The 24270-nt window shown below is 65.2% G+C and carries 19 protein-coding genes and 1 pseudogene; 14 read left to right on the top strand and 6 right to left on the bottom strand.

All coding sequences use genetic code 11. The features are described 5' to 3' along the window. Nucleotides 1–82: 82 nt before the first annotated feature. Entirely contained in the window at nt 83–694 is a 612-nt protein-coding gene (gene tssJ, locus DIE08_RS29505) for a type VI secretion system lipoprotein TssJ (RefSeq protein ID WP_124905093.1), read from the bottom strand. Between the two features lie 377 nt (nt 695–1071). On the opposite strand from tssJ, the gene DIE08_RS29500 reads away from it, so the two are divergent. The 12 genes and pseudogenes from DIE08_RS29500 (at nt 1072) to DIE08_RS29450 (ending at nt 14044) form a co-directional block, all read left to right on the top strand. Beyond that, nucleotides 1072–1707, top strand: a complete 636-nt coding sequence (locus tag DIE08_RS29500; RefSeq protein ID WP_124629125.1) for a M48 family metallopeptidase — start codon at nt 1072–1074, stop codon at nt 1705–1707. Between the two features lie 44 nt (nt 1708–1751). Then, nucleotides 1752–2267: a type VI secretion system contractile sheath small subunit gene (gene tssB / locus DIE08_RS29495; RefSeq protein ID WP_044845930.1), complete on the top strand. Its 516-nt coding sequence runs from the start codon at nt 1752–1754 to the stop codon at nt 2265–2267. A gap of 15 nt (nt 2268–2282) precedes the next feature. Then, nucleotides 2283–3773 carry a type VI secretion system contractile sheath large subunit gene (tssC, locus tag DIE08_RS29490; protein ID WP_039320274.1) on the top strand — a complete coding sequence of 497 codons (1491 nt, stop codon included), beginning with the start codon at nt 2283–2285 and terminating at the stop codon, nt 3771–3773. A gap of 70 nt (nt 3774–3843) precedes the next feature. After that, nucleotides 3844–4347 (top strand): type VI secretion system tube protein Hcp, encoded by a 504-nt coding sequence (locus tag DIE08_RS29485; protein ID WP_006477093.1) that lies wholly within the window; start codon nt 3844–3846, stop codon nt 4345–4347. A 62-nt stretch (nt 4348–4409) separates the two neighbouring features. Next, complete coding sequence (gene tssE, locus DIE08_RS29480; protein WP_059465243.1) at nt 4410–4895, top strand: type VI secretion system baseplate subunit TssE; 486 nt, start codon at nt 4410–4412, stop codon at nt 4893–4895. Between the two features lie 77 nt (nt 4896–4972). Next, entirely contained in the window at nt 4973–6808 is a 1836-nt protein-coding gene (gene tssF / locus DIE08_RS29475; RefSeq protein ID WP_124905091.1) for a type VI secretion system baseplate subunit TssF, read from the top strand. Then, nucleotides 6772–7872 carry a type VI secretion system baseplate subunit TssG gene (tssG, locus tag DIE08_RS29470; RefSeq protein ID WP_059607866.1) on the top strand — a complete coding sequence of 367 codons (1101 nt, stop codon included), beginning with the start codon at nt 6772–6774 and terminating at the stop codon, nt 7870–7872. Before tssF ends, tssG begins: the two co-directional genes overlap by 37 nt. Before the next feature lie 43 nt (nt 7873–7915). After that, nucleotides 7916–10585, top strand: coding sequence for a type VI secretion system ATPase TssH (tssH, locus tag DIE08_RS29465; protein WP_124629121.1), 2670 nt, complete (start codon nt 7916–7918; stop codon nt 10583–10585). Between the two features lie 43 nt (nt 10586–10628). Further along, on the top strand, nt 10629–11750 hold the full coding sequence (gene tssA, locus DIE08_RS29460) for a type VI secretion system protein TssA (RefSeq protein ID WP_124905089.1): 1122 nt from the start codon (nt 10629–10631) through the stop codon (nt 11748–11750). Between the two features lie 67 nt (nt 11751–11817). Next, nucleotides 11818–11997: pseudogene (locus DIE08_RS36750) on the top strand (hypothetical protein); the annotation flags it as partial. A gap of 404 nt (nt 11998–12401) precedes the next feature. Beyond that, a complete protein-coding gene (locus tag DIE08_RS36365; protein WP_260436581.1) occupies nt 12402–12863 on the top strand; it encodes a hypothetical protein in 462 nt (153 codons plus the stop codon). A gap of 401 nt (nt 12864–13264) precedes the next feature. After that, a complete protein-coding gene (locus tag DIE08_RS29450; protein ID WP_124905103.1) occupies nt 13265–14044 on the top strand; it encodes a DUF3304 domain-containing protein in 780 nt (259 codons plus the stop codon). Nucleotides 14045–14166: 122 nt separating this feature from the next. Here the strand turns inward: DIE08_RS29450 and DIE08_RS29445 are convergent, their stop codons facing one another. The 5 genes from DIE08_RS29445 to DIE08_RS29425 all read right to left on the bottom strand — a co-directional run bounded on the left by DIE08_RS29445 (nt 14167) and on the right by DIE08_RS29425 (nt 21929). Then, nucleotides 14167–14742, bottom strand: a complete 576-nt coding sequence (locus tag DIE08_RS29445; RefSeq protein WP_124905087.1) for a DUF3592 domain-containing protein — start codon at nt 14740–14742, stop codon at nt 14167–14169. 136 nt (nt 14743–14878) lie between these two features. After that, a complete protein-coding gene (locus DIE08_RS29440) occupies nt 14879–15832 on the bottom strand; it encodes an OmpA family protein (protein ID WP_124905085.1) in 954 nt (317 codons plus the stop codon). Nucleotides 15833–15836: 4 nt separating this feature from the next. Further along, entirely contained in the window at nt 15837–16826 is a 990-nt protein-coding gene (gene tagF / locus DIE08_RS29435; RefSeq protein ID WP_059607872.1) for a type VI secretion system-associated protein TagF, read from the bottom strand. Further along, entirely contained in the window at nt 16823–20782 is a 3960-nt protein-coding gene (gene tssM, locus DIE08_RS29430; RefSeq protein WP_124905083.1) for a type VI secretion system membrane subunit TssM, read from the bottom strand. The genes tagF and tssM overlap by 4 nt, the downstream gene beginning before the upstream one ends. Before the next feature lie 301 nt (nt 20783–21083). Next, a complete protein-coding gene (locus tag DIE08_RS29425) occupies nt 21084–21929 on the bottom strand; it encodes a M15 family metallopeptidase (protein WP_059607874.1) in 846 nt (281 codons plus the stop codon). A gap of 121 nt (nt 21930–22050) precedes the next feature. Here DIE08_RS29425 and DIE08_RS29420 point away from each other — a divergent pair, with 121 nt between their 5' ends. Together DIE08_RS29420 and DIE08_RS29415 are read left to right on the top strand one after the other, a co-directional pair. Continuing rightward, the gene (locus DIE08_RS29420; protein WP_124905081.1) at nt 22051–23016 is read left to right on the top strand and encodes a phage tail protein; all 966 of its coding nucleotides are present in this window, start codon (nt 22051–22053) and stop codon (nt 23014–23016) included. Nucleotides 23017–23221: 205 nt separating this feature from the next. After that, a complete protein-coding gene (locus DIE08_RS29415; protein ID WP_124905101.1) occupies nt 23222–24250 on the top strand; it encodes a transporter in 1029 nt (342 codons plus the stop codon). The last annotated feature ends 20 nt before the right edge of the window (nt 24251–24270 follow it).

Here is a 24270-nt window from a genome sequence, read left to right as displayed (position 1 = left end):
GTTGCGATGTAATCGATTTGTTCGTGCCCGAATTAAATCGCCAATTTGTTAACTCTTGTTAATTGACATTCGTGCGTCATGCTTAACCGCAGGTGACCGACGAAAGCAAATTCAGCGGTTGTGAAGGCGCACCCTGTTGCGGTGCGATGACGGAGCCGTCGGTGACCGTCATCGCGCAATTATGCAGGCCGACGATTATGCCGGATTTCTCAGACTTCGCCGGGTCGAACGTCAGTTTCCAGCGCTGGATGGCGGGATCGCGGAACAGTGCGACGATGCCGAATGCCTGCGCTTCGCGCGACACTTTTTCGGTTGCCGTATAGCGCTGGCCCGGAATCAGCGTGATTTCACGCACGTTCAGCAGATCGGTGCCCAGTGCGGCCTTTTCCTTGGTCGGATCGGTGAATGCATCGAACGGCGCCTGCTGGAACGAAGTCGGATCCTTCAACGCGTAGAGCCTTACTACTAATGCGAGCGGCTTGCGATCGTTCGCGGCGTTGAGGTTGGGCGCGGCGGCGAGCGTGAGCCCGATGTTGCGCGGCGGCTTCTGGGCATCCGGCAGTTCGGGCTTGCCGATGCCGGCGGCCTGCATCACGGCGCTCGCGGCGGAGCCGAGCAGCGGGGCGGCCGCGCATCCGGCCAGGAGCGCGCAGGCGATCAGCGGCAGCGCATAGCGAATCATGGACGATCTCATCGTGTTTCCGGCGTGCCGCCTTTAACTCCCCTGTCAAAACTACCGGGCATTTCCGCGTTCACCGCGAATGCCGGCTAATCTGCCGTTCAACTATTAAGCACACGTGCGGCGCATTGCGGTTCCGGAATTTTTTTCCGGTGCCCGCGCGCAGCGTTGTCGAGCAAGTAAAACTTGCGCATTCCCGTCGATGGAAAAGCCGCCGCCGGGCCGTTGCCGAAGACGTTTCGAGGGGGTAGCGCACGGTTTTAAAAGGAATTACTCTGCACGCAGCGATTGAATTATGAAAAATTGATCGGTACTATACCCGCGCGCTTCTTGCAAAGCAAAAGAACCAGATTCTCAACGATTTTAATACTCACGCGCCGGTGGATATAACGATGAAAGACCGTCTCTTCGCAAAATTGTCTGGGGTAGTGCTGGCCTGCGGCGTGATCGCCGGTTGTGCGAACCAGCCGCCTGCGCCGCCGACTGCCGAGGTGTTCAACAAGTCGCTGGCCGATGCGGACGCCGTTGCGAAGTCGGGGGACCAGGACAAGGCGCTCGGCCTGTACCAGCAGCTCGCGAAGTCGGATCCGACGCGCGAGGAACCGTGGTCGCGCATCGCGCAGATCCAGTTTGCCCAGAACCACTATGGCCAGGCGATCGTCGCCGCGCAGGAGGCACTGCAGCGCGACGCGACCGACCGTCAGGCGAAGAGCGTGCTCGCCGTCGCGGGGCTGCGAATCGCGACGCAGTCGCTCGGCGAGCTGCGCCAGGATGCTTCGCTCGCCGGCGATGCGAAGTCGGACGCGCAGGCGCTCGCGAAGCAACTGCGCGACACGCTCGGCGAATCGGCGCTGTTCCCGCCGGAGCAGCGGACCACGAAGACGCGTACGACGCGCCGCGTGATTCACCGTCCGAAGGCCGGCGCGGCGCCGGCAGCCGAGGCAGCCGCAGCAGCAACCACCGCGCCGACGCCGCCGGCCGCACCGCAAAAGGGCGGCGCCGATCCGTTCAGCGCACTGCGCAACTGACCGCAACTGACGCGATAACCACAACTAACCTGGGAGCCGTCGAGATGGCCAAGAAAGAAAGCATTCAGAAAAGCTTGCAGAAAATACGGCCGCCGCGCGTCCAGCTGACCTACGAGGTCGAGAAGGGCGACGCGATCGAGGTGAAGGAACTGCCGTTCGTCGTCGGGGTCGTCGGCGATCTGGCGGGCCAGTCGGAAGTCGAGCAGCCGAAGCTGCGCGACCGCAAGTTCGTCAACATCGACCGTGACAACTTCGACGACGTGATGAAGGCGATCGAGCCGCGCGCCGCGTTCCAGGTGGAAAACCGCCTGAGCCCGGAAGGCGGCAAGTTCGCGGTCGACCTGAAGTTTCGTTCGCTGTCGGATTTCAGCCCGGACGAAGTCGTCGAACAGGTCGAGCCGCTGCGCCGCCTGCTCGAGGCGCGCTCGAAGCTCGCCGACCTGCGCAACAAGCTCGCCGGCAACGACAAGCTCGAGGATCTGCTGTCCGAGGTGCTGAAGAACACGCAGCAGCTGCAGGAGCTCGCGAAGGGCACCGGCGGCGACAAAGACGGCGAATGACGACGGAGTGTTGAGATGAACCAGCAAACGGCTGCGGCCCAAGCGAGCGGCGCGGAATACGCCGCCGGGACTTCGCTGCTCGACGATATCGTCGAGAAGAGCAAGGTCGCGAAATCCGATTCCGAGCATGCGCGTGCGAAGGACCTGATCGGCGAACTCGTGCACCAGGTGCTCGACGGCACGGTGATCGTGTCGGACAACCTGTCGGCGACGATCGATGCGCGCGTCGCGGAACTCGACCGCCTGATCTCCACGCAGCTGTCCGCCGTGATGCACGCGCCGGAATTCCAGCGCCTGGAAAGCACGTGGCGCGGGATGGACTACCTGGTCAAGGAAAGCAATACGGGCCAGACGATCAAGATCAAGGCGCTGCACGCGCCGAAGCGCGACCTCGTGCGCGACTTCAAGGGTGCGAGCGAGTTCGACCAGAGCGCGCTGTTCAAGAAGGTCTACGAAGAAGAGTTCGGCACGTTCGGCGGCTCGCCGTTCGGCGCGCTGATCGGCGATTACGAGATCTCGCGCCAGCCGGAAGACATGTACTTCATCGAGCAGATGTCGCACGTCGCGGCGGCCGCGCACGCGCCGTTCATCGCGTCGGCGTCGCCGGAGCTGCTCGGCCTCGAGTCGTTCTCCGACCTCGGCAAGCCGCGCGACCTCGGCAAGGTGTTCGACACGGTCGAATACGCGAAGTGGAAATCGTTCCGCGACGCCGAAGATTCGCGCTACGTCGGCCTGACGCTGCCGCGCTTCCTCGGCCGCCTGCCGTTCAATCCGAAGGACGGTCAGACCGCGGAGAACTTCAACTTCGTCGAGGACGTCGACGGCACCGAGCACGACAAGTACCTGTGGTGCAACGCGGCGTGGGCCTTCGCGGCACGCCTGACGGCCGCGTTCGACGACTTCGGCTGGTGCGCTGCGATCCGCGGCGTCGAAGGCGGCGGCCTCGTCGAGGACCTGCCGACGCACACGTTCAAGACCGACGACGGTGAAGTGGCACTGAAGTGCCCGACCGAAATCGCGATCACCGATCGCCGCGAGAAGGAGCTGAGCGACCTCGGCTTCATCCCGCTCGTGCATTGCAAGAACTCGGATTACGCTGCGTTTTTCGCCGCGCAATCGGTGCAGAAACCGAAAAAATACAGCACCGACAGCGCGAATGCGAACGCCGTCCTGTCCGCCCAGCTTCAGTACATCTTCTCGGTATCGCGCGTCGCGCACTACCTGAAGGCGATGATGCGGGACAAGATCGGCAGCTTCGCATCGGCGCAGAACGTGGAGACTTTCCTCAACCGGTGGATTTCGCAGTACGTCCTGCTCGACGACAACGCGTCGCAGGAGCAGAAGGCGCAATTCCCGCTGCGCGAGGCATCCATACAAGTGTCGGAGATTCCGGGCAAGCCGGGCTCGTATCGTTCGGTCGCGTTCCTGCGGCCGCACTTTCAGCTCGACGAACTCTCGATTTCTCTGCGACTTGTCGCTGATCTGCCCAAACCGGCAAATTCATAAGCGAGTAAATCGCCCGGGCGGGCCGCCTGGGTAGGACGTTAAAACCACCTCTTTGGGGAGTCGAAGGGCCATGTTACATATGCACTTGCAGTTTGGTAGTCCGGCGGTGAAGGGCGAATCCGCGGACAAAGACCATCAGGGCTGGATCGAACTGAAATCGTGGGATCACTCGATCGTTCAGCCGCGTTCGGCAACGGCATCGACCGCAGGCGGTCACACGATGACGCGCTGCGAGCACGGCGACATGATTTTCACGAAGGAAATCGATTCGTCGAGCCCGCTGCTGTATCAGCACGCATCGGGCGGCACCACGTTCGATGAAGTGACGGTCCATTTCTCGCGCGCGGACGGTGAAGGCAAGCGCGTGCAGTATCTGGAAGTGAAGCTCAAGTACGTGATCATCTCGAGCATCGCTCCGAGCGTTCGCGAAGAAGGTCTGCCGCTCGAGACGTTCTCGCTGAAGTACGCGGCCGTGCAGTGGAAGCAGACCCAGCAGAAGATCGGCGGCAACCAGGGCGGCAACACGCAGGGCGCCTGGAGCCTGACGAAGAACGACAAGACCTACGCGGTCTAAGGTCGGTTGCGGCAACGGGGCGCGCGGCGTCCCGTTGCCGTTTTCGCTGTGCACGCCGGCCGATGAAACGATTCGAACCCAGTTTTCTCGACAAGCTGTTCGACGACGAACCGCATCTGCCGGCCTCGGCCGCGATGCGGCAATTGTCGCTGGACGAGCTCAAGAACACGGTCGCCCGCGACGTCGAGGCGATCCTCAACACCCGTATCGCGCACACCGAGATCGAGCTGGCCGCGCTGCCGGAATGCCAGAAATCGGTGCTGACCTACGGGCTGAACGATTTCGCGGGGCTGAGCCTCGCGAGCCACTACGACCGCGCGTTCATCTGCAAGTCGATCCAGCAGGCCATCGCGCGCCACGAGCCGCGGCTGCAGCAGGTGCAGGTGACGTTCGAGCTGAACGAGCAGTCGACCAATGCGCTGTACTTCGCGATCCAGGCGCTGCTTGTCGTGCATCCGGCCGAGGAGCCGGTGAGTTTCGACGCGATGCTGCAGCCGTCGACGCTGCAGTACTCGGTCACGCGCACGCGCGCGGCCAGAATGCTGTAAATCAAGCCGCCGAGCGGGCCGGACCGCCCGGTGATGGTTCAGGGTCCGGCAGGAAATATTGAGGTTCGGGGTCGTCGATGGAAGAATTGCTGCCGTACTACGAGCGCGAATTATCGTTTTTGCGGCGCTATTCGCGAGATTTCGCCGAACGTTATCCGAAGATCGCCGCGCGGCTCGCGTTGTCCGGCGAGCACTGCGAGGACCCGCACGTCGAGCGGATGATCGAGTCGTTCGCGCTGCTCGGCGCGCGCATCAACAAGAAGCTCGACGACGATTACCCGGAATTCACCGAAGCGCTGCTGGAAGTGCTGTATCCGCACTACCTGCGGCCGTTCCCGTCGTGCTCGATCGCGCAGTTCACGCCGGCTTCGCCTGGCCAGCAGACCGAACCGGTCGTGATCGATCGCGGCACCGAACTGAAGAGTCGCCCGATCCGCGGCGTGCAGTGCCGCTTCCGCACCGCCTACGACGTGACGCTCGCGCCGATCCGCATCTCGGAGGCGCGCTACGTGCCGGTCGCGCTCGCGCCGAGCGCGACGGTGCTGCCGTCCAACGCGACGGGCGTGATCTCGATCACGTTCGAATCGCTCGCGGCGCAGCTCGATCTCGGCGCGCTGAAGGTGCCGACGCTGCGTGCGCACCTGCACGGCGAGCAGTCGTTCGTCGCCGCGCTGACCGACTGCCTGTTCGTCAACGTGCTCGGCGCGTATGTCGAGCCCGAGCGCAACGGCCGCTGGACCGCGCTGCGCAAGCTGCCGATCGCGCAGGCCGGCTTCGACGAAGACGACGCGCTGATCGACTATCCGGCGAAATCGCATCCCGCGTATCGCCTGCTCACCGAATATTTCGCGTTCCCCGACAAGTTCGATTTCGTCGACTTCGACCTCGCGGCGATCGCGCGCGCGTCGGGCCGCTGCCAGCGCGCGACGCTGCATCTCGTGCTGCAGGACGTGCGCAGCGATTCGCACGTCGCGCGGTTGCTCGAGCTGCTGACGGCCAGCCATTTCCGGCTGTTCTGCACGCCGATCGTCAACCTGTTCCGCCAGCACGGCGAGCCGATCCGCATCACGCACCGCGCGGTGTCGTATCCGGTGATCGCCGAGGCGAGGCGCGCGTTCGCGTACGAGGTGTACTCGATCGATTCGGTGAAGCTCGTCAGGCAGCAGGCGCATGAAGAATCGGTGATCGAGTTCCGGCCGTTCTATTCGCTGCATCACGGCGAATCGGCGCGGATCGGCCATTACTGGTTCGCGCGCCGCAACGACTGGGTCGCGCAAAAAAGCCCCGGCTATGAAACCGAGATCTCGATCGTCGACATCGACTTCGAGCCCACGTCGCCGCAAACCGACACGCTGAGCCTCGACCTCACCTGCACGAACCGCGACCTGCCGTCGATGCTCGCGTTCGGGCTCGAAGGCGGCGACCTGTTCCAGGAAGGCGGCGCGCAGACGAGCGGCATCTCGCTGCTGAGGCGCCCGACGCAGAGCGTGCGCTTCGAGCGCGGTCGCGCCGCACACTGGCGGCTCGTGTCGCATCTCGCGCTGAACCACGTGTCGCTGGTCGCGCACGGCCTCGCGCCGCTCAAGGAAATGCTGACGCTGTACGACCTGCGGCGCACGGCAGTGTCGATGCGCCAGATCGACGGCCTGGCCGGCGTCGAGCAGCGCGGTGCCGTGCAGTGGCTGCCCGGCAAGCCGTTCGCGACCTTCGTGCGCGGCATCGAGATCCGCCTGACGATCGACGAGGAGCACTTCGTCGGCGCGAGCCTCGCGTCGTTCGTACGCGTGCTCGACAGCTTCTTCGGGCTTTACGTCCACCTCAACAGTTTCGTTCAACTAGTCGTCGTGTCGAAGCGCACCGGCGAGGAGATCATCCGATGCAAGCCCCGGACCGGCGAATCGATCCTGGCGTAGTCGACGCGCTGCTCGACGAGCCGCACCGCTTCGAGTTCTTCCAGGCGGTGCGCGTGCTCGAGGGGCTGTTCGCGCGGCAGGCGTCGGATGCCCCCGGCGCATGGCGGCAGGGCGACGTCGTCGCGCAGCGCATCGAATTCCGCAACACGCTGTCGCTCGGTTTTCCGCCGAGCGAGATCGAGGGCGCGCGCTCGTTTGACGACGACGGCACGCTGCTCGACTCGGGCGAGCAGCGTGGCGCCGCGCTCGCGGCCGGCGAGCTCGGCCACGTCGAGCTGACGCCCGCGTTCTTCGGGCTGCTGGGCGGGCAAGGCGCGCTGCCGCTGCACTACACCGAGCAGATCGTCGCGCGCGAGCACCTGAAGCGCGACCATGCGGCGCGCGCGTTCTTCGACGTGTTCTCGAACCGCGCGACCGCGCTGTTCTACGCGGCGTGGAAGAAATACCGGCTGCCGTTCCATTACGAGCTCGATCGCGACGAGCGCTACCTGCCGCTGCTGCTCGCGATCGCCGGCGTGCCGAGCGACGAGGTGCGCGACAGCCTTGCGGCCGGCGCGGGCGGCGTGCTCGACGAGGCCGTCGCCGGCTACGCGCTCGCCGCGCGGCACCGGCCGATGTCGGCCGCGTACTTGCAGCGCACGCTGTCCGATTATTTCCGCGTGCCGGTGAAGATCGACCAGTTCGTCGGCAAGTGGTACGACGTGCCGACCGACCAGCTGAGCGTGCTCGGCGAGGTCAACGCGGTGCTCGGCGCGACGGCGCTCGTCGGCGAACGCGTATGGCAGCGCGACATGCGCGCGCGGATCGTCGTCGGTCCGCTGTCCAAGCGCGACTACGAGGCATTCCTGCCCGGCGGCCCGCAGGCCGTCGCGCTCGAGCGGATGCTCACGCTGCTCGCCGGCGTCACGCTCGAATACGAGGTGAAGCTCGTGCTGAAGCGCACCGAGGTCGGCGCGAGCGTGCTCGGCGCCGGCTCGCGGCTCGGCTGGGACGCGTTCCTCTGCACGCGCGACGCGGTCGACGACCGCTCGGACGCCCGCTACGAACTGCACGTGATTCACTGATTCCGAACGACAACAACACGCAATCGAACCTGAGATCGACGCCATGAGCACGCCTCTGAAGACCCTGATCACGAAACTGAATCCGCTGTGCCGGCACGCAACCGAGCGCGCGGCGAGCGCGTGCCTGGCGCGCGGCCACTACGAGGTCGATCTGGAGCATCTGTTCCTCGCGCTGCTCGACGAAGCGACGGGCGACCTGCCGCTCGCGCTGCGCGCAAGCCGTGTCGATCCGCATGCGCTGCGCGCCGATCTGGAGCGTGAACTCACGCGCCTGAAGACGGGCAACACGCGCACGCCGGTGTTCTCCGTGCACCTGATCGCGCTGTTCGAGCAGGCATGGCTGATTGCATCGCTCGATTCGCAGCTCGGCCGCATCCGCTCGGGGCACCTGCTGCTCGCGCTGCTGACCGCGCCCGATCTCGCGCAGTTCGCGCAGCGCATGTCGTCGCGGTTCGCGGAAATGAACGTGACGGACCTGAAGCACAAGTTCGACGAGATCATGGCCGGGTCGAGCGAGGCCGAGCCGCGCCAGGCGGATGCGGAAGGCAGCGACGTCGCACCGGCCGCCGACGGCACCGCGCCCGCGGCCGGCCCGTCGAAGACGCCCGCGCTCGACACGTACACGACCAACCTCACGCAGCGCGCGCGCGACGGCAAGATCGACCCGGTGATCGGCCGCGAAGCCGAGATCCGCCAGGCGATCGACATCCTGATGCGCCGCCGCCAGAACAACCCGATCATGACCGGCGAGGCCGGCGTCGGCAAAACCGCCGTCGTCGAAGGGCTCGCGCTGCGGATCGCCGCCGACGACGTACCGCCGCCGTTGCGCGGTGTCGCGCTGCACGTGCTCGACATGGGCCTGCTGCAGGCCGGCGCGAGCGTGAAGGGCGAGTTCGAGAACCGGCTGAAGAGCGTGATCGACGAGGTGAAGAAGAGCGCACATCCGATCATCCTGTTCATCGACGAGGCACACACGATCATCGGCGCGGGCGGCCAGGCCGGCCAGAACGACGCGGCGAACCTGCTGAAGCCGGCGCTCGCGCGCGGCGAGCTGCGCACGATCGCCGCGACGACCTGGAGCGAATACAAGAAGTACTTCGAGAAGGATGCGGCGCTCGCGCGGCGCTTCCAGGTCGTGAAGGTCGAGGAGCCGAGCGAGCCGCTCGCGGCCGCGATGCTGCGCGGGATGTCCGGGCTGATGGAGAAGCACTTCAACGTGCGGATCCTCGACGACGCGATCACCGAGGCCGTGCGCCTGTCGCATCGCTACATCAGCGGCCGCCAGCTGCCGGACAAGGCGATCAGCGTGCTCGACACCGCATGCGCGAAGGTCGCGCTCGCGCACAGCGCAACGCCGGCCGCGATCGACGACACGAAGAAGCGCATCGAGCGGATCGACGCGGAAATCGCGTCGCTGGAACGTGAGGCGGCCGGCGGCGCGTCGCACGACGAGCGGCTCGGCGAGCTGCGCGGCGCACGCGACACGGCGCTTGCGCAATTGACCGAGGACGAAGCGCGCTATGAAGCCGAGCGCGCGATCGTCGCCGAGATCACCGAATTGCGCGAAGCGCTCGACAAGGCACGCGGCCCGTCGGAGGACGGCCAGCCGGTCGACGTGCAGGCGACCCGCGACAAGCTCGCCGAGCGCGTCGCCGCACTGCACGCACTGCAGGGCGGCGAGCCGATGGTGCCGCTGCAGGTCGACGGCCACGTGGTTGCCGAGATCGTCGCGGCATGGACGGGCATTCCGCTCGGCCGGATGGTGAAGGACGAGATCGACACGGTGCTGAACCTGCAGCCGCTGCTCACCGCGCGCGTGATCGGGCAGGACCACGCGCTCGACGCGATCGCGCAGCGCGTGCGCACCGCGACCGCCAACCTCGAGGATCCGAACAAGCCGCGCGGTGTGTTCATGTTCGTCGGGCCGTCGGGCGTTGGCAAGACCGAGACCGCGCTCGCGCTGGCCGACATCCTGTACGGCGGCGAGCGCAAGATGGTCACGATCAACATGAGCGAATACCAGGAAGCGCACAGCGTGTCGGGTCTGAAGGGTTCGCCGCCGGGCTACGTCGGCTACGGCGAGGGCGGCGTGCTGACCGAGGCCGTGCGCCGCAATCCGTATTCCGTCGTGCTGCTCGACGAGGTCGAGAAGGCGCACCCGGACGTGCTCGAGATGTTCTTCCAGGTGTTCGACAAGGGCACGATGGACGACGCCGAAGGGCGCGAGATCGACTTCCGCAACACGCTGATCATCCTGACGTCGAACGTCGGGTCGGCGGCGGTGATGCAGGCGTGCCTGAACAAGCCGGCCGAGGAGCTGCCCGATCCGGACGCGCTCGCCGAGGCGCTGCGCCCGCAGCTGTACAAGACCTTCAAGCCGGCGTTCCTCGGCCGGATGAAGGTGGTGCCGTACTACCCGATTTCCGACGACGTGCTGGCCGAGATCATCGAGCTGAAGCTCGAACGCATCCGCCGCCGCATCGAAGCGAACCACAAGGCCGCGTTCGAGTGGGACGAGTCGCTCGTCGATGCGGTGCTCGCGCGCTGCACCGAGGTCGATTCGGGCGCCCGCAACGTCGACCATATCCTGAACGGCACGCTGCTGCCGGAGATCGCGGGCCACGTGCTCGGCCGGATCGCCGACGGCGCGGCCATCGCGCGCATCGCGGTGCGCGCGGACGAGGCCGGCGAATTCGCGTACACCGTCGAATGAGCCCCGCGCGCGACATCTCATGCATCAACGGATTCACTGAACCATGCCGATCAATCTCCCCGAGCTGCTGACGCCGATCAGCGACGCGTCGCCCAGCGGCGACGACCTGCTGTTTTCGAACGAATTCGATGCGATCCAGGACGCGCGGCGCTATGACGATCCGACGCTCGACCAGGGTGAATGGGTGACCGAGATCAAGGAGGCCGACTGGGGCTTCGTCGTCGATCACGCGGGCGAGCTGCTGCGCACGCGCACCAAGGATCTGCGGCTCGCCGTGTGGCTGACCGAGGCGCTCGCGCTCGAGGATGGCATCACCGGCCTCACCGAAGGTTATGCGCTGCTGGAAGGCCTGTGCCGAGACTACTGGGACACCGTGCATCCGCTGCCCGAAGGCGGCGACGTCGAATACCGGCTCGGTAACGTCGCGTGGCTGTCCGGCCGCACGGCCGAGCTGCTGCGCGGCATTCCGGTGACGGAGGGCGCATCGAACGCGTTCACCACGCTCGACTGGGAAGTCGCACAGCACGTCGCGCAGGCCGTGAGGCGCGACCCCGAGCATGCGGACGACATCGCACGCGGCAAGCCGTCGGTCGAGCAGGTCGATGCGTCGCGGCGCGTGACGCCGATCGCGTTCTACACGACGCTGCTCGCCAGCCTGAAGGCGTTCGAATTCGCGCTCGATGCGTTCGAGGAGCGGCTCGTCGAGCGCGCGGGCGATTCGGCGCCGAGCTTCCGGCAGGCGCGCGACGCGTTCGAGACCGTGTACCGGCTCGCCGAGCGCTTCGCGCGCGAGCAGGGCTATACGGGTAGCGCGCCGCACACGCAAGCGGCGCCGCAGGCGCAGCCCGAGCGCATCGAGCCGAGCTTCGGCGATACGTTCCACAGCGAGGAGACCCACGTGCAGTCGCAGACCGCTCCGCGTCCGCCGGTGACGCAGATGATCGCCGGCATCCAGAACCGCGCGCAGGCCGTCGACCAGCTGCGTGCCGTCGCGCGTTATTTTCGTCAGACCGAGCCGCACAGCCCGGTCGCGTATCTCGCGGACAAGGCCGCCGAATGGGCCGACATGCCGCTGCACAAGTGGCTCGAGAGCGTCGTGAAGGACGACGGGTCGCTGTCGCATATTCGCGAGCTGCTTGGGGTGAGGCCGGACGAGCAGTCGTGAGCGATGGGTTTTTGACCTGAGAGCGCGGGCCCGGCGGGTTCGCGATGAACGAGAAGAAGGGTGACGCATGAACGTGACCGAACTGGCACAGGCGATCCGTGGTGGCCTGATTCAGCAGGACCGCCTGCTGAAGACGGATATCCCGTCGCTGCCGAATAACGCGCTCGTGCCGCGCCGCGCCGTGACGCGGTCCGAGCTTGGCCGAGATTTCAGCGTCGTGCTCGACCTCGTGTCCACCGCGCGCGAAGGCGGCGGCTACGATTTCTCGAATTTGAATGATGGGGAGCGGGCGAAGATGCTGTACCTGTCTCACCACTTGGGAGCGGCCGATGCAAAACGGTATTTGGCCGGAACAATTGCTGCGGAGGACACGTATACGGAGCAAAGCCGTACCGTCCGCCCAGACTCATCGCTCGCGGGGCCAAGACGCGTTTGACCGCGCAGGTGGGAAGCGCGGCAGCAGCGAAGCGTGCGGAAGAGAACGGTGGGAACTATGTCAAGGCTCATCGCCTGTGGTTGAGCCATCTCATCGACACAGGTGTCAACTTCAAGAACTTCGCATGCGCTGCTTCGAAACTTGAAGATGTTCGCCCACTGTTGGATCTTGTGACTGTCGTCGGTGGTACGAACCCCACTTTTTAGGGGGGCTTGTTGAAGTCGTTTGTTGTAGTGTTGATGACGATCTGTTGCATCAATGTCAAGGCGCAGACCTCCGGTGGGGATCACGATACGATCCGCACCGTTGCGGGCACATTGCAGATATCAAAGATCGTCCGGCCGGGAAGCGACGGCGTTACATTTGACGTCGAGCTCGATGGCAAGCAATTCGATCACCTTTACGGTTCACGCTATGTCTACTATCCGGATTCGAAAGAACAGGACAAGGCCGTCTCGCGGCTGATCGTCGAAGACTTCAGCGGTGGTTTTTCAGACCCACCGGTAATCTCCCTGTACGACTTCCGCCAAAAACCCGCTGCCGTCTTGCCGGTTAGCGACAAGTTGGATATTGACGACGTTCGATGGCTGCCTGGCTGCGTCCTGCTAAGCGTTGGGGGGAAGTGGTTTGCTTTCGCGAACGGAAAGCTTGTGGCGGTTCACAATAGAAGGAAGTAACTCGAGATGTCCGCGGGGTGAAAGTCGCTGAGGGCGTATCGATCCAGATGGAGTTCCTCGGATTGCTCGATACCGTTTCGTCCGTCATGTCGGAGGAAGCCGAGAACGGATCGGAATGGTTACTTATCCGGGTATGTTCGAGATCAGCTGCGATATCGGCCAGCCTGCGGATGCCGCGCGATTTCGGCCCCGATTGTTGTCGCGATTGATGTTGCCGTTGCTGTCGGACATATCGTCATTTACGTAGATAAAAAATCGCATTTACCGAGTGGACAACTAAAATCGATACGTCGGAAGGGCATGCTGGGCAATATTCGGAAGGGAAAACATCATTGAATAGGGCAGTGAGATTTTCGAGTCTGGTGAGCCGTGTTCTGGCAGGGTGCCTGCTCGTGACGGCCATGGCGGCGTGCGGCAAGCCGGAGCTGACATACAGCGGGATTTCGGTCATGGCTCAGAACTACCTGCCCTATAACCTGGATAAATTCACGATCACCGATGCTCATGGCAACAAGGCAGGCGGCGGTGGCGACAGCATGCCGGGGGGCGGTGGGGGCGTGACTTGTTGCTATCAGCTCAAGGGGACCGAGTTCATCGTCAAATGGGACTACTACGACGTTGACCAGTGGCATAAGGGCGACGAACAGACGTTTCACGCCGAAGCAAAGGTTGTGCTGCCTCCGTCAAAGTTTCCGGAAAATGTGGGCAGCCGAATTCTTGCAGTTCATTTTTATCCGGATCGCCACATCGAGCTTCAGTTTCCCGGCACGCCGATGGACGAATCGCGTATTCCGATGATCGATGTGTCGCACTGGATGTCGACCAACTATCAGGTGCAGTTGAGCAAGCGATACGACGAACGCGAAGACCAGCAGTTTCGCCGTATCGCGCGTATCGTGGCGGCAGCATGGTTGAAATACCGCCTGACCGATTCAGATGACTTGAAGCAGTACGCGTACTACGCCTTGCTGGTGAATAGCCGTTTTGACGCGCATCCGGAGGTTCAGCGCGTCTTGAAAGCCGCTGCGGATCGGCCTGGCGTGTTTGCAACGTCGATGCGGTCTCTGCCGAAGAGCGTCCTATCCGAATTGACGACCGGCCAGTTCGAGCCGGTTGCCTTGCCGGCGGTTCCAGACGGCTTGTTGCCGCCGTCACGTGCAGAGGAAAAGCAGCGTGGCTGAGAGAATCAAACTCGACCCGGATGACGGGAACGCAGTACGTTTCCTTCCCGCGCAACGATCAGCCGTCGCGCCCCGACCGGCACGATACGACGTCTGATCCGAATCCGGTCTGCCGGCGCGAGTCACGAACCGCCGATACGTTTCCGCGCGCGCCGAGTCTTTCGCCTCAACGATTGCTTCTTCCTATCCTCGATCCACGGCAGCATCGAAATGCTCGTCGCACACAGCATCAATCCGCCGATCAGGGCGAATAGGCCGAATCCGATTTCACGCACCCATGCTCCGCCCTCAACCGCTTCGTTGCGCCGCGCAATGCCGGGAAACATCGGCGAAACGCGCAGGCCATCGTTCGCGGCCGCATTGCAGTACGTCTTCGTGAACGCTGCGAACTGTTCGTGGCTGATGTTCGAGGCGGCCGAACGCGAATACACCGGCGACTCGGCGGGCTGCCACGCTGTATCGTACTGCTGCGTCTGTCCCGCGCCATAGCGGAAGACGGCGCGCGCCTCCCATGTCGCATCGGATTTGCCATATCGCAGAGACAACTCGCATCGCTCGACAATGGCGGGGACGTGAGGCCACACACGAGCGCGAACGAGGATGGCAGAATTGACGGCGCCAGCTACACCCATCAGCACGAAGGCCGCACCGAAGAGCAGAAGAATGGCCGACCGCAAGCAGCGCATTGCGTATTTCACTGGAATGGCCGGATTCAGTAGTCGGTCGGTCAGGCGATCGGCCTGTTGACAATGCGGGGAGATGGGGGCTGCACGATCCGGCGGGACGAGTCTGCCGGTATCCTGCCACCGGCTCGCCGCACAGCCGAACCTCCGCCTACTGCCCCACCCTGAACTCGATCCGCCGATTCCTCGCCCTTCCATCCGCCGTGTCATTCGGCGCGATCGGCTGATCCGGCCCGACGCCCGTCGTCGTCATCTGCTGCGGCGGGATGCTCTTCGTGATCAGATAACCCTTCACCGCATCCGCGCGCGCCTGACTCAGCGCGATGTTCGACGTCCGGTTTCCCGAGTTGTCGGTGTGGCCGATGATGTCGACCGTGCGGTTCTGCATCTTCGCGAGGGCGGCCGCCATCTGGTCGAGGATCAGCTTGCCCTGCGGCGTCAGCGTCGCGCTGCCGGTCTCGAACTCGATCGTCCGGTTCGCGAGCGTCTGGTCGAGCACACCCTGCTCGGATGCCGACACGCGCAGCCCGTTCTTGATCGTGTAAGTCGGGTTCAGCGTGTTCGCCATGTCGCTCGCGAGCTGCTGGCGCTGCGCTTCGTTGTGCACCTCGCCCTTCATCTCGATCTGCGTGCCGTTGATCTTCAGTTGCCCCTTGCTGATCTGCTTGAGCTGCGCACCAAGCAGCTTCTGCACGTTCGCGCTCCAGTTCGGCGGCGTCGCGACGTCGCCGACCTCGATCTGGTCGACTACATTCACCGCGCCGTAGGTGTCGCGCAGCTTCTGCAGCACGGCGGCCTTGGTCGCCTCGTCCGGCACCTTGCCGCCGACCACCACCTGGCCGGGTGTCGCGTTCGCGGGCGGCGGCGAGATCGTGCCGGCCGTGCCGTGCACCACCGTGCCGGAGGCGGTAGCAGGCGCGGCGCCGGGGTTCGTGTTGGACGACGGCAGCGCGGTCGTCGCGACCGTGCCGTTGCCGATCGGCGTGACGGTCGCGCCGCCGGTGTTCTGCGCGTAGGCCGCGCCGCTGGCGACGAGGCCGGCGGCGGCGAGGGCGGCAACGAACGCCGAGAAGCGCATGCGCCGGACGTGATTCGTGCGTTGCATCCCGTCAGCCTCCGATGAACGCTTCGCGGAACGCGTCGATGGCGACGCGCAGCGAGAGTTGCGGTTGGTCGAGGTAGCTGACGAGCTTGCTGATCTGCTGATCGTTTTGCGCATGGGCGTCGATCCATTCGGGATCGTCGATGTCGATGTTGTGGGCGGCGTAGGTCTGCGGGTCGACGACGCTCAGCAGCGTCTTCGACGACGCGCCGTTGAAGCCGATGATCAGCCGTTCGCGCTCGGCGATCGTGCCGATGAAGATCGCGAGCTCGAAGTCGGCCTGCGCGACGAACGGTGCGATCAGTTCGAGCCAGAACGCGGCGACGAGGCTTCGGTAGAACGGATCGACGGGCAGCGGCAGCGTCAGGCCGCGCTCGATGTGCGACGAGCCGCTCTGCATCACGGGCCGCAAGAGCGAGCCGAGCGCGAGCATGGCGCCGCGCAGCCGGACCGGATGGCCGCTTTCGAGCAGCATCTGCTGCAGGCCGTACAGCGACTGGTGTTCGATGAAGTCGTTGAAGGTGCCGTCATGCGACGTGCCGGGGCCGCCGACGTCGATCGGCACCTGCGTGTCGCCGAGCGCCTGCAGCGCGCCGGGCGGCTCCTCCTTCGCGAGCAGCGGCGGCATCTGCGCGGCGACGCGCGACCACAGCCGGGCGAACGCGAGCGGGCTGCGCGCGAGGAACGCGAGCGGCCGGTCGACCTCGAGCGCGGTCGCACCGAGAAACGGGAAGCGGCGCATCGACACGTCGTGGCTCGCGACCATGTGGCCCGCGATCGCGAGCTTGCTGCGCGAGCCGAGGAACGCGAAATGCATCGGCTTCGCATCCTCATAGACGATCTTCCAGCGCGGATCTTCCGCGAGCAGTTCGAGCGCCTGCGCGATCCAGCGATCGAGCGTCTGCAGCAGCTGCGGATTGTGCGGGCTCTTCACGAAGTCGCCGCGCGACGGAATCTTGCCGAAGTAGGCGATCTGCGCCTGAACGGTTTGCGTCATTGCGCCCCCTGTGCATTCGTTGCGGTGGCGGCCGCGACGGCCGGTGCCGGTGCCGGTGTCGGTGCCGCGGCCGGCGTGCCCGTGCCGGCCTGCGTCGCGTTCTGCGCGGCACCCGCGCTCGCGTCGGCGACCGACGACGGCAGCTGCAGGCCGCGCAGGCTCTGCTGCTGCGGCTGGTCGCCGCCGCCGCTCGTCGGCTGCGACGTGCTGATGATGCGCATCGTCACCGACACGTTCACGCTGCCCTGGACCCACGTGAGGTCGAAGGTGCCGTCCGGACGGCGCTTGCGCTGCGCCGAGTTGATCAGCTTCTCGAGACCGTAGCGGCCCGGTTCGTTGACGAGTTGCACGGTGCGGCCGTCGAAGGTCGTCGCGGACAGCGTCGCGCCCGGCGAGCCCTGCGGGTTCGGCCACACGAAGTTGGTCCATTGCGGCGGCGTGTTGCGGTAGCGCAGTTGCTGGCCGTCGATCGCGATCGTGTATTCCGTCGTGCCCGTGCTCGGTTGCGGCAGGATCTGGAACACGGTCTGCGGTTCGGCCGCCGCGGCCGCGCCGCCCGCGGCGCCGCCGGCGAGCGGGGCGACCCAGCGCGCGAAGCCGTTCGTGAAGTCGGGTGTAAGGCCGATGCCCATGTCGCCCCACGTGCGGGCCGCGAGCGTGTCGCCGCGGCGCACCGCGAGCGGGCCCAGCGTCGTGCCGACGAACTTCGCGATCGCGCCGTCCGGACCGAACACCTGCGCGATTTCACCGGCGCCGGCCTCGACCTTCGCGTTCGCCGCGAACGGGTACTTCGTCGCGAGCGAGCTCTGGAACGGCTGGTAGACCTGCGCGTTCCACACCTTGTTGACTTCGGCGCTTGCCGGCTGGATCACCACCGAGAACGCCTGCATCAGCGGGCGCACCAGGAGCGGACGCAGCGACTTGCGTTGCGAATCGGTCAGACCCGTCAGCATCTGCTCGTCGACGAACTTCAGCGAATCGGCCAGTTCCGAGCCGTTGCCGTCGAGCGTCTGCTGCATCAGCTGGCGCGCGCCGGGGCCGGGGTCGCCCTGGTTCTTGATCACGTTGAAGCGTGTACGGACCTTCGACAGCGAGTCCATGTAGCCCTTGAGCATCGACGTGCCGTCGTGCGTCGTGACGATCCGCGCGAGCCCGATGAACTCCTGGCCGATCGGACCCATCGGCACCTCGGCCGGATTGCCGTTGATGTCGATGTTCGCGGCCGCCACCTGGCCGGCCTGCGAGCGCGTGAACAGTTGCTTGACCCAGTTCACGACGCCGGTCTGCGCCTTCTTGATCGCGACGTTCGCCAGCGACGGGTTGTCCCACGACGTCTGGTCGTACGCGGTTTCGAGGATCTTGCGGATCGGCGAATCCTGCGGATCGCCGAGGCGGTTCATCCCGTCGACGGCCTGGCCGAAGCTGCTGAAGCCCTGCACCGCGATACCCTGCATGAACTTCTGCCAGTGCTGCGCGTATTCGGTCTTGTACATGCCGACGAGCGTCTTCTGGATCTGCTCGGGACTGCCTTCCAGCGTCAGGTCGTCCTGCGTCGACGTGTTCAGCACCCAGTCCTTCGCCTGCAGTTCCTTGGTCGCCGCGTCGCGGATCGCCGGCTGCACGTAGTCGAACCACGCTTCGCGCGTGAACGTGCCCGGAATCGCATAGCTGCCGGCGACCAGCCCCTGGTTGCCGTCGCCGACGATGCGCGCGATGGTCATCGGCGCGAAGCGGGTCGACGCGCGCGCCTTGATTTCCTCATAGACGCGCTGGCGGGCCGGCATGCCGCGCACGACGCGGCGCAGGTTCTCGCGGGTCTGGTCGACGAGCGCGAGGTTCGCGTCGATCATCGGCCAGTCGTCGTCGTTTACGCGCGCGAGGTAGAACGAGATCATGCGCTCGGCGCTCTTGATCATCTCGTCGCGCGGCATGTTGCCGCGATTCGTCTCGAGCCAGCCGCGCCAGAAGCGTGCGAGCTGGTCGGTCAGGTGCGCCTGTTCGACGTGACGCTTGTCGGACAGCATCAGGTAAGTCTTCAGCGCGTTGTACGCGTCCTGCACGTTGGTCGGCGACGCGTCGCTGTACAACCCGCCCTGCGGTGCCGCCGCCTGTTGCGGCGCGGCGGCGGTCGCGGCGGATGCGCCTTGCGCGGCGCCGGCGAGCGGCGTGGCGCCCGGCGGGTTCGTCGACACGGGAATCGGGCCGCCCTGCACGGCGCCCGATTCGGGCGGGCGCGTCATCGGCACGAGCTGTTCGGGGTGCGCGTTCACATCCTTCATGAACGACGCGAGGTTCTGCGAGACCGGCGCCAGCAGGATCTGGCGCACGCCGTTGTAGTACTCGGTCAGCAGGTGCTGTTCGAGACGGTCACCCTGGTACAGGCCGAGCGACACCGACACCGGCTTGTCGCGGCGGAACTGTTCGAGCTGTTCGATCCGGTCTTCCAGGATATCCATCGCCTGCAGACGCGACTGCAGATCGTTGCGGCCCTGCTGCAGGCGCGTGACGTTGTCGAGGTCGGCCTGCACGTTCGCGACGAGTTGCTGGTTGCCGATCGTCGACCAGGTCCAGCCGCCGAGCGCGAGCGCGAGCGCCGCGACGAAGCCGAAGAAGGTCGCATAGCGCAGCCGGGTCTTGGTCGGGCTCGCGAACTGGCGCACGGTCTGGCGATCCGCGAAGATCACCTTCGAGAACAGGTCGCGCAGGAAGAAGCCGTTCTTCGAAAACGCGCTGTGCGGCTTCGGCAGCGCGCTCGCGTCGAGGCCGAAGCGGTGCGCGATGCGCTGCGCGGCGGCGCTGTTGGTTTCGCCTTCCTGCAGCGCGCTGGTGAAGTAGAAGCCGCGGAAGATCGGCTTGTACTGGAACGGGTTGTTCTCGAACAGCGTCGCGAGGAACGCGCGCAGCGACGGCTTGATCGTCGAGAATTCGAGCGGGAAGCTCAACTGGCCCGGCGACAGCTGGTTGCCGCGCGACAGCGACAGCTGCGCGACGCTGATTTCCTTCAGCCCTTCGTAGAGTTCCTCGAAGTGCGTGTCGAACTGCGCGACGACGTCGCGCTTGTCGTCCGGCTCGTAGGGCAGGGTGGCGCCCCACACGCGGTCGTATTCGTGCTTGTCGCTGCTGCTGAAGAATTCGGTGAAGCCGGTGATCAGGTCGGCCTTCGTGAACATCACGTAGACCGGCGCGAACACCTCGAGCTTTTCCGTCAGCTCCTGAACGCGCTGGCGGAGGTTTTTCGCGAGGTTGATCGCGAATTCCGGGCGGTTGCCGGTCAGTTCGGCGATGCTCGCGGTAACGATGATGCCGTTGATCGGCGCCTTCGGGCGATAACGCTTCAGCAGGCCAAGAAAGCCGAGCCATTCGCTGCGGTCTTCCTCGTGCACCGAGTAGCGGCCGGCCGTGTCGAGCAGGATTCCTTCGGTCGTGAAGAACCAGTCGCAGTTACGCGTGCCGCCGATGCCGTGGATCACGGCGCTGTTCTTGTCCGCGAACGGAAACTGCAGGCCGGAGTTCAGCACCGCGCTGCTCTTGCCGGCGGCCGGGTTGCCGATGACGATGTACCACGGCAGCTCGTACAGCGCGGAGCCGCCCGACACCTGGCCGATCTTCGACGTCTTGATCGTCTTGACCGCGTCGGAGAGGCGCGTGCGCAGCACGTCGAGGTCGGCGGTCTTGGTGTCGGGTGCGAGCGCGGCCGCGGCCGGCGCGGCGATCTTGCCGGTTTCCGCCTGCTCTTCCAGCACCTGGCCGAGCTGCTGGTTCGCGCGCTTCACGCGCCAGCGGCGTACCAACGCGACGCCAAGCCACAGCACGAGGATCGCCGCGAAGGCGATCGCCGCCCACAGGAGCGGCAGCTGCAGCATGTCGGCGACGATGAAGAGAATCGCCGCTAGCGCGATGATCCCGACAATCGAGAGCGTACGCGGATGAGTCAGCACGTTGAGGATGCGTTGCATAGGACGTTCAGGTTCCGGTGCGATTCGGTGAGGCGACGCAGGCGCGCCGAGCGGCAAGCGTGGCGCCGCGATGTGTCGCCATGCTGTCAAACGGGATGAAGGGGGCTGGCATCAATGCGCCCGCGGCATCGGAGAAGGCGCGCGCAATAATGAAAGGACGCTGTGAGAATTAAAACGGAAGCGGCGATCGGAAAAAATCGTGCAACGGAATGCCCGATCGATTGCGCCGCTCAAATCGTTTCCTGCCGGATGATTAAAAAGCCCCATGCCGCCCTCATTATTTCTTGTCCGGCAGCCCTGACTAGCTGCCGCGTCCCAGTTTAAAACCGGGTTTATGGTATTCCACGTGCCCGAGATCCATCATTTTCCATCGGCCTCCCCAGGTCAGGCCGACCTGTTCGGCAACCTGTCCGTACAACTGGTAGCCGCGCATCGCCCAGGGATCTTTCTCGGAAATGACCAGCTTGCCGTCGCGCAGAAACGCGTTGTCGCTCGCGAGCCCGAATTGGTGATAACTCTGGAAGGCCGCCGCATTGGTCACGTTGGTGCCCATTTGCGCGAGCCGGTTCTGTCGTTCCGGGCTCCGATAACCTTCCAGCAGCGCCATCTCGTAACCATATTGTTCGTGCATGATCTTGTAGACCAGCAGCAAACGCGTACGGAAATCGGGATCCAGCAGGTTCCAGTCGCGGCTCGCGTCCTTCAGTGCCGGCCGCACCTGTTCGACTTCCTTCGTGGCAAAGACTTCCGGCGGCAACGGCGGGGGCGGCACGAGCTGTTCGCCCTGCAGCAGCGCGGCGATCTTCTCGTCCGGCACGCGCGCCGTGTCGTCGTACTGAAACAATTGCCGACCGCGTAACGCAATGGCCACCAATGGCGGCGTCGCAAGAATACCTGCCGACACCATAATCATCAAGCGCCGCCGAATCAGTAAATTTTGCACATCGCTTAATGCGCCGCGCGTAACGGTTGCCGATTTAACAATCTGACTTCGCGTGCGTGCGGCGCGAGCGTTCGCACGGCGCGTCAGACGGCCGTGAAACTGGGCGACGGATTCGAAAACCGCCGTGCGGATACCCGGTAAAAGCAACAGTGCCGCGACCGCGACGGCAAGGGCGAAATAGGCGACGAGTGCGACGGCAATCAACGAAATCCCCGGAAATTGGAATTGATTGTGTTTTGCAATGCTTGCTCTTAGAATCAGGCTGCTTTGAGAGGCCGGGCTATATTATCGCGGTGAATTAAACCAGGATTCAATGAGACGCTGAATGAGTGCGCCGGAAAATTCAAATTCGAAAACCCCGCCGAGCCTGCTGTCCGATACCAAACCGGCAGGTGAGGGTGGACCGCAGCAGTCGCGCATTCTCGCGAATCTGGAAGGACGTGTCACGCCGCCGGCCGAAGCGCCGCGCCGCTCGCTGAAGGGGCCGATCGCGGCCGTCGTCGCGCTCGTGGTCGCCGTCGGCGGCTGGGGGGCATGGCGCTGGCAGCAGCAATCCGGCGAGCAGGCCGTCGTGGCCGCCGCGCCCGCGCAGGCAGCGGCGAAGGCCGAGGCGGCCAGCGGCGGCGCCGTGGAGGTCGCGCAGAATGCCGCGTCGGCCGCTCCTGCCGCGCAACCGGCCACGATCGTCAATGACGATGCGGCGTCCCAGACCGTTGCGTCCGCATCGGGCGCGTCGGGCGCGGACAACAGCCGCTTGTCGCGCGCGCTCGCGAACGGTGCCGACGATGCATCGGGCGCGGCCACGGCTGGCGCCGTCGCCGCGACGGCCGCCGCCGCGGCTGCGACAGCGAAAACCGCGAAGGCCGACGCCGCGCAGAGCGGCAAGGTCGCCGCACGCAGCAAGGCCGATGCGAAGGCCGACGCGAAGGCGGAGGCCCGCAAGCACCACAAGGAACAGCAGGCGGAGCTCGCGCAGGCGAAGAAGCGTCGCGACGCGACGACCCGTACCGCGAGCGCAAAGGCCGCCGGGAAGGACGACCCGGATGCGGACCTGCTCGCCGCGCTCGTCGCACGCACGAAGCCGGCGGACAAGAAGGTCGCCGCGCAGAAGGGGCAGGTCGTGCCGACCAAGACGGCCGCCACGACGGGCGGTTCGCTCGCAGCGCGCGTGAAGGAGTGCTCGGAGCGCGGCTTCTTCGAGGATCAGCTGTGCCGGTGGCGCGTCTGCGACGGCCATTGGGGCAAGGATCCCGCCTGCCCGACCGCCGCGCAGTCGGAGACGCGGCAGTAGCGAGGCGTCACGCCGGCCTGCTCATCGCACATGCGCCGCCCAATGGGCGGCGCATTGCTTTTGGGGGCTGTCCGACGCCGGACGTCCGTGTGTGACCCCGTCACGAAAATGTCGCATACGTCGGGCATACGTTTCCTTTCATTTCCCGGCGTAGCGCCGCAATGCGCGATGCGCGGCGCGGCCGCGCCGCATGACCTTCGACACGATGGATCTGATCGTACAGACTTACGGCGCCGATACGTCCGGCATGGTGTGCGGATTCCACTTCGTCCCGGGCGGATCGGGTGCGATGCTCGATGCCGACGCGGCCGCCGCATGGCTGCGCACGTGCCGCGCGCGCGAGGCAGCTGCCTCGGACGATTTCGTCTGGCTGCACTTCAATCTCGCGCACGGCGCGAGCGAGCGCTGGATGCGCACGCACCTCGGATTGCCCGACAGCTTCTTCGAATTCCTTCACGAAGGATCGCGCTCGACGCGCATCGAGCAGGAGGACGGCGCGTTGCGCGCGATCGTGAACGACGTGATGTTCAACCTCGAACTGACGCCGTCGGAAATCGCGACGCTGTTCGTCCACGTCGAGCGGCGCATCATGGTCACCGCGCGGCTCAAGCCGCTGCGCTCGGTCGACACGCTGCGCGCCTGCGTGCGCGACGGCGAACAGTTCCGGTCGCCGGCCGAACTGCTCGTGCACCTGCTGCGCGACCAGGCCGACCTGCTGATCCAGATCATGCGGCGCACGAGCATCGACGTCGACCGCATCGAGGATCGCTTCCTGTCGCAACGCCTCACGTCGAATCGCGTCGAACTCGGCGCGATGCGCCGTACGCTGACGCGGCTGCAGCGCATGCTCGCGCCCGAGCCGGGGTCGATCTTCCGGCTGCTCGCGAAGCCGCCCGCGTGGCTGCACGCCGAAGACGTGCAGGAACTGCGCGAGTCGACCGAGGAATTCTCGCTGGTGCTCGCCGACCTGTCGGGGCTCAACGAGCGGATCAAGCTGTTGCAGGAAGAGATCGGTTCGCGGCTCGACGAGCAGAACAACCGGACGCTGTTCACGCTGACGCTGGTGACCGTGATCGCACTGCCGATCAACATCGTCGCGGGCTTCTTCGGGATGAACGTCGGCGGCGTGCCGTTCTCGGAGAACAAGCACGGGTTCTGGCTGATGGTGCTGCTGGTCGCGGGCTTTACCGCGCTCGCCGCGTGGTGGGCGTTTCGCCGGCGCGATGATCGCTAGCGGCGGCCGCAAAAAAACAG

Source organism: Burkholderia sp. Bp9004, assembly GCF_003858025.1.
GTDB classification, from domain to species: domain Bacteria; phylum Pseudomonadota; class Gammaproteobacteria; order Burkholderiales; family Burkholderiaceae; genus Burkholderia; species Burkholderia diffusa.
This window is presented reverse-complemented; position numbering and strand designations above follow the sequence as displayed.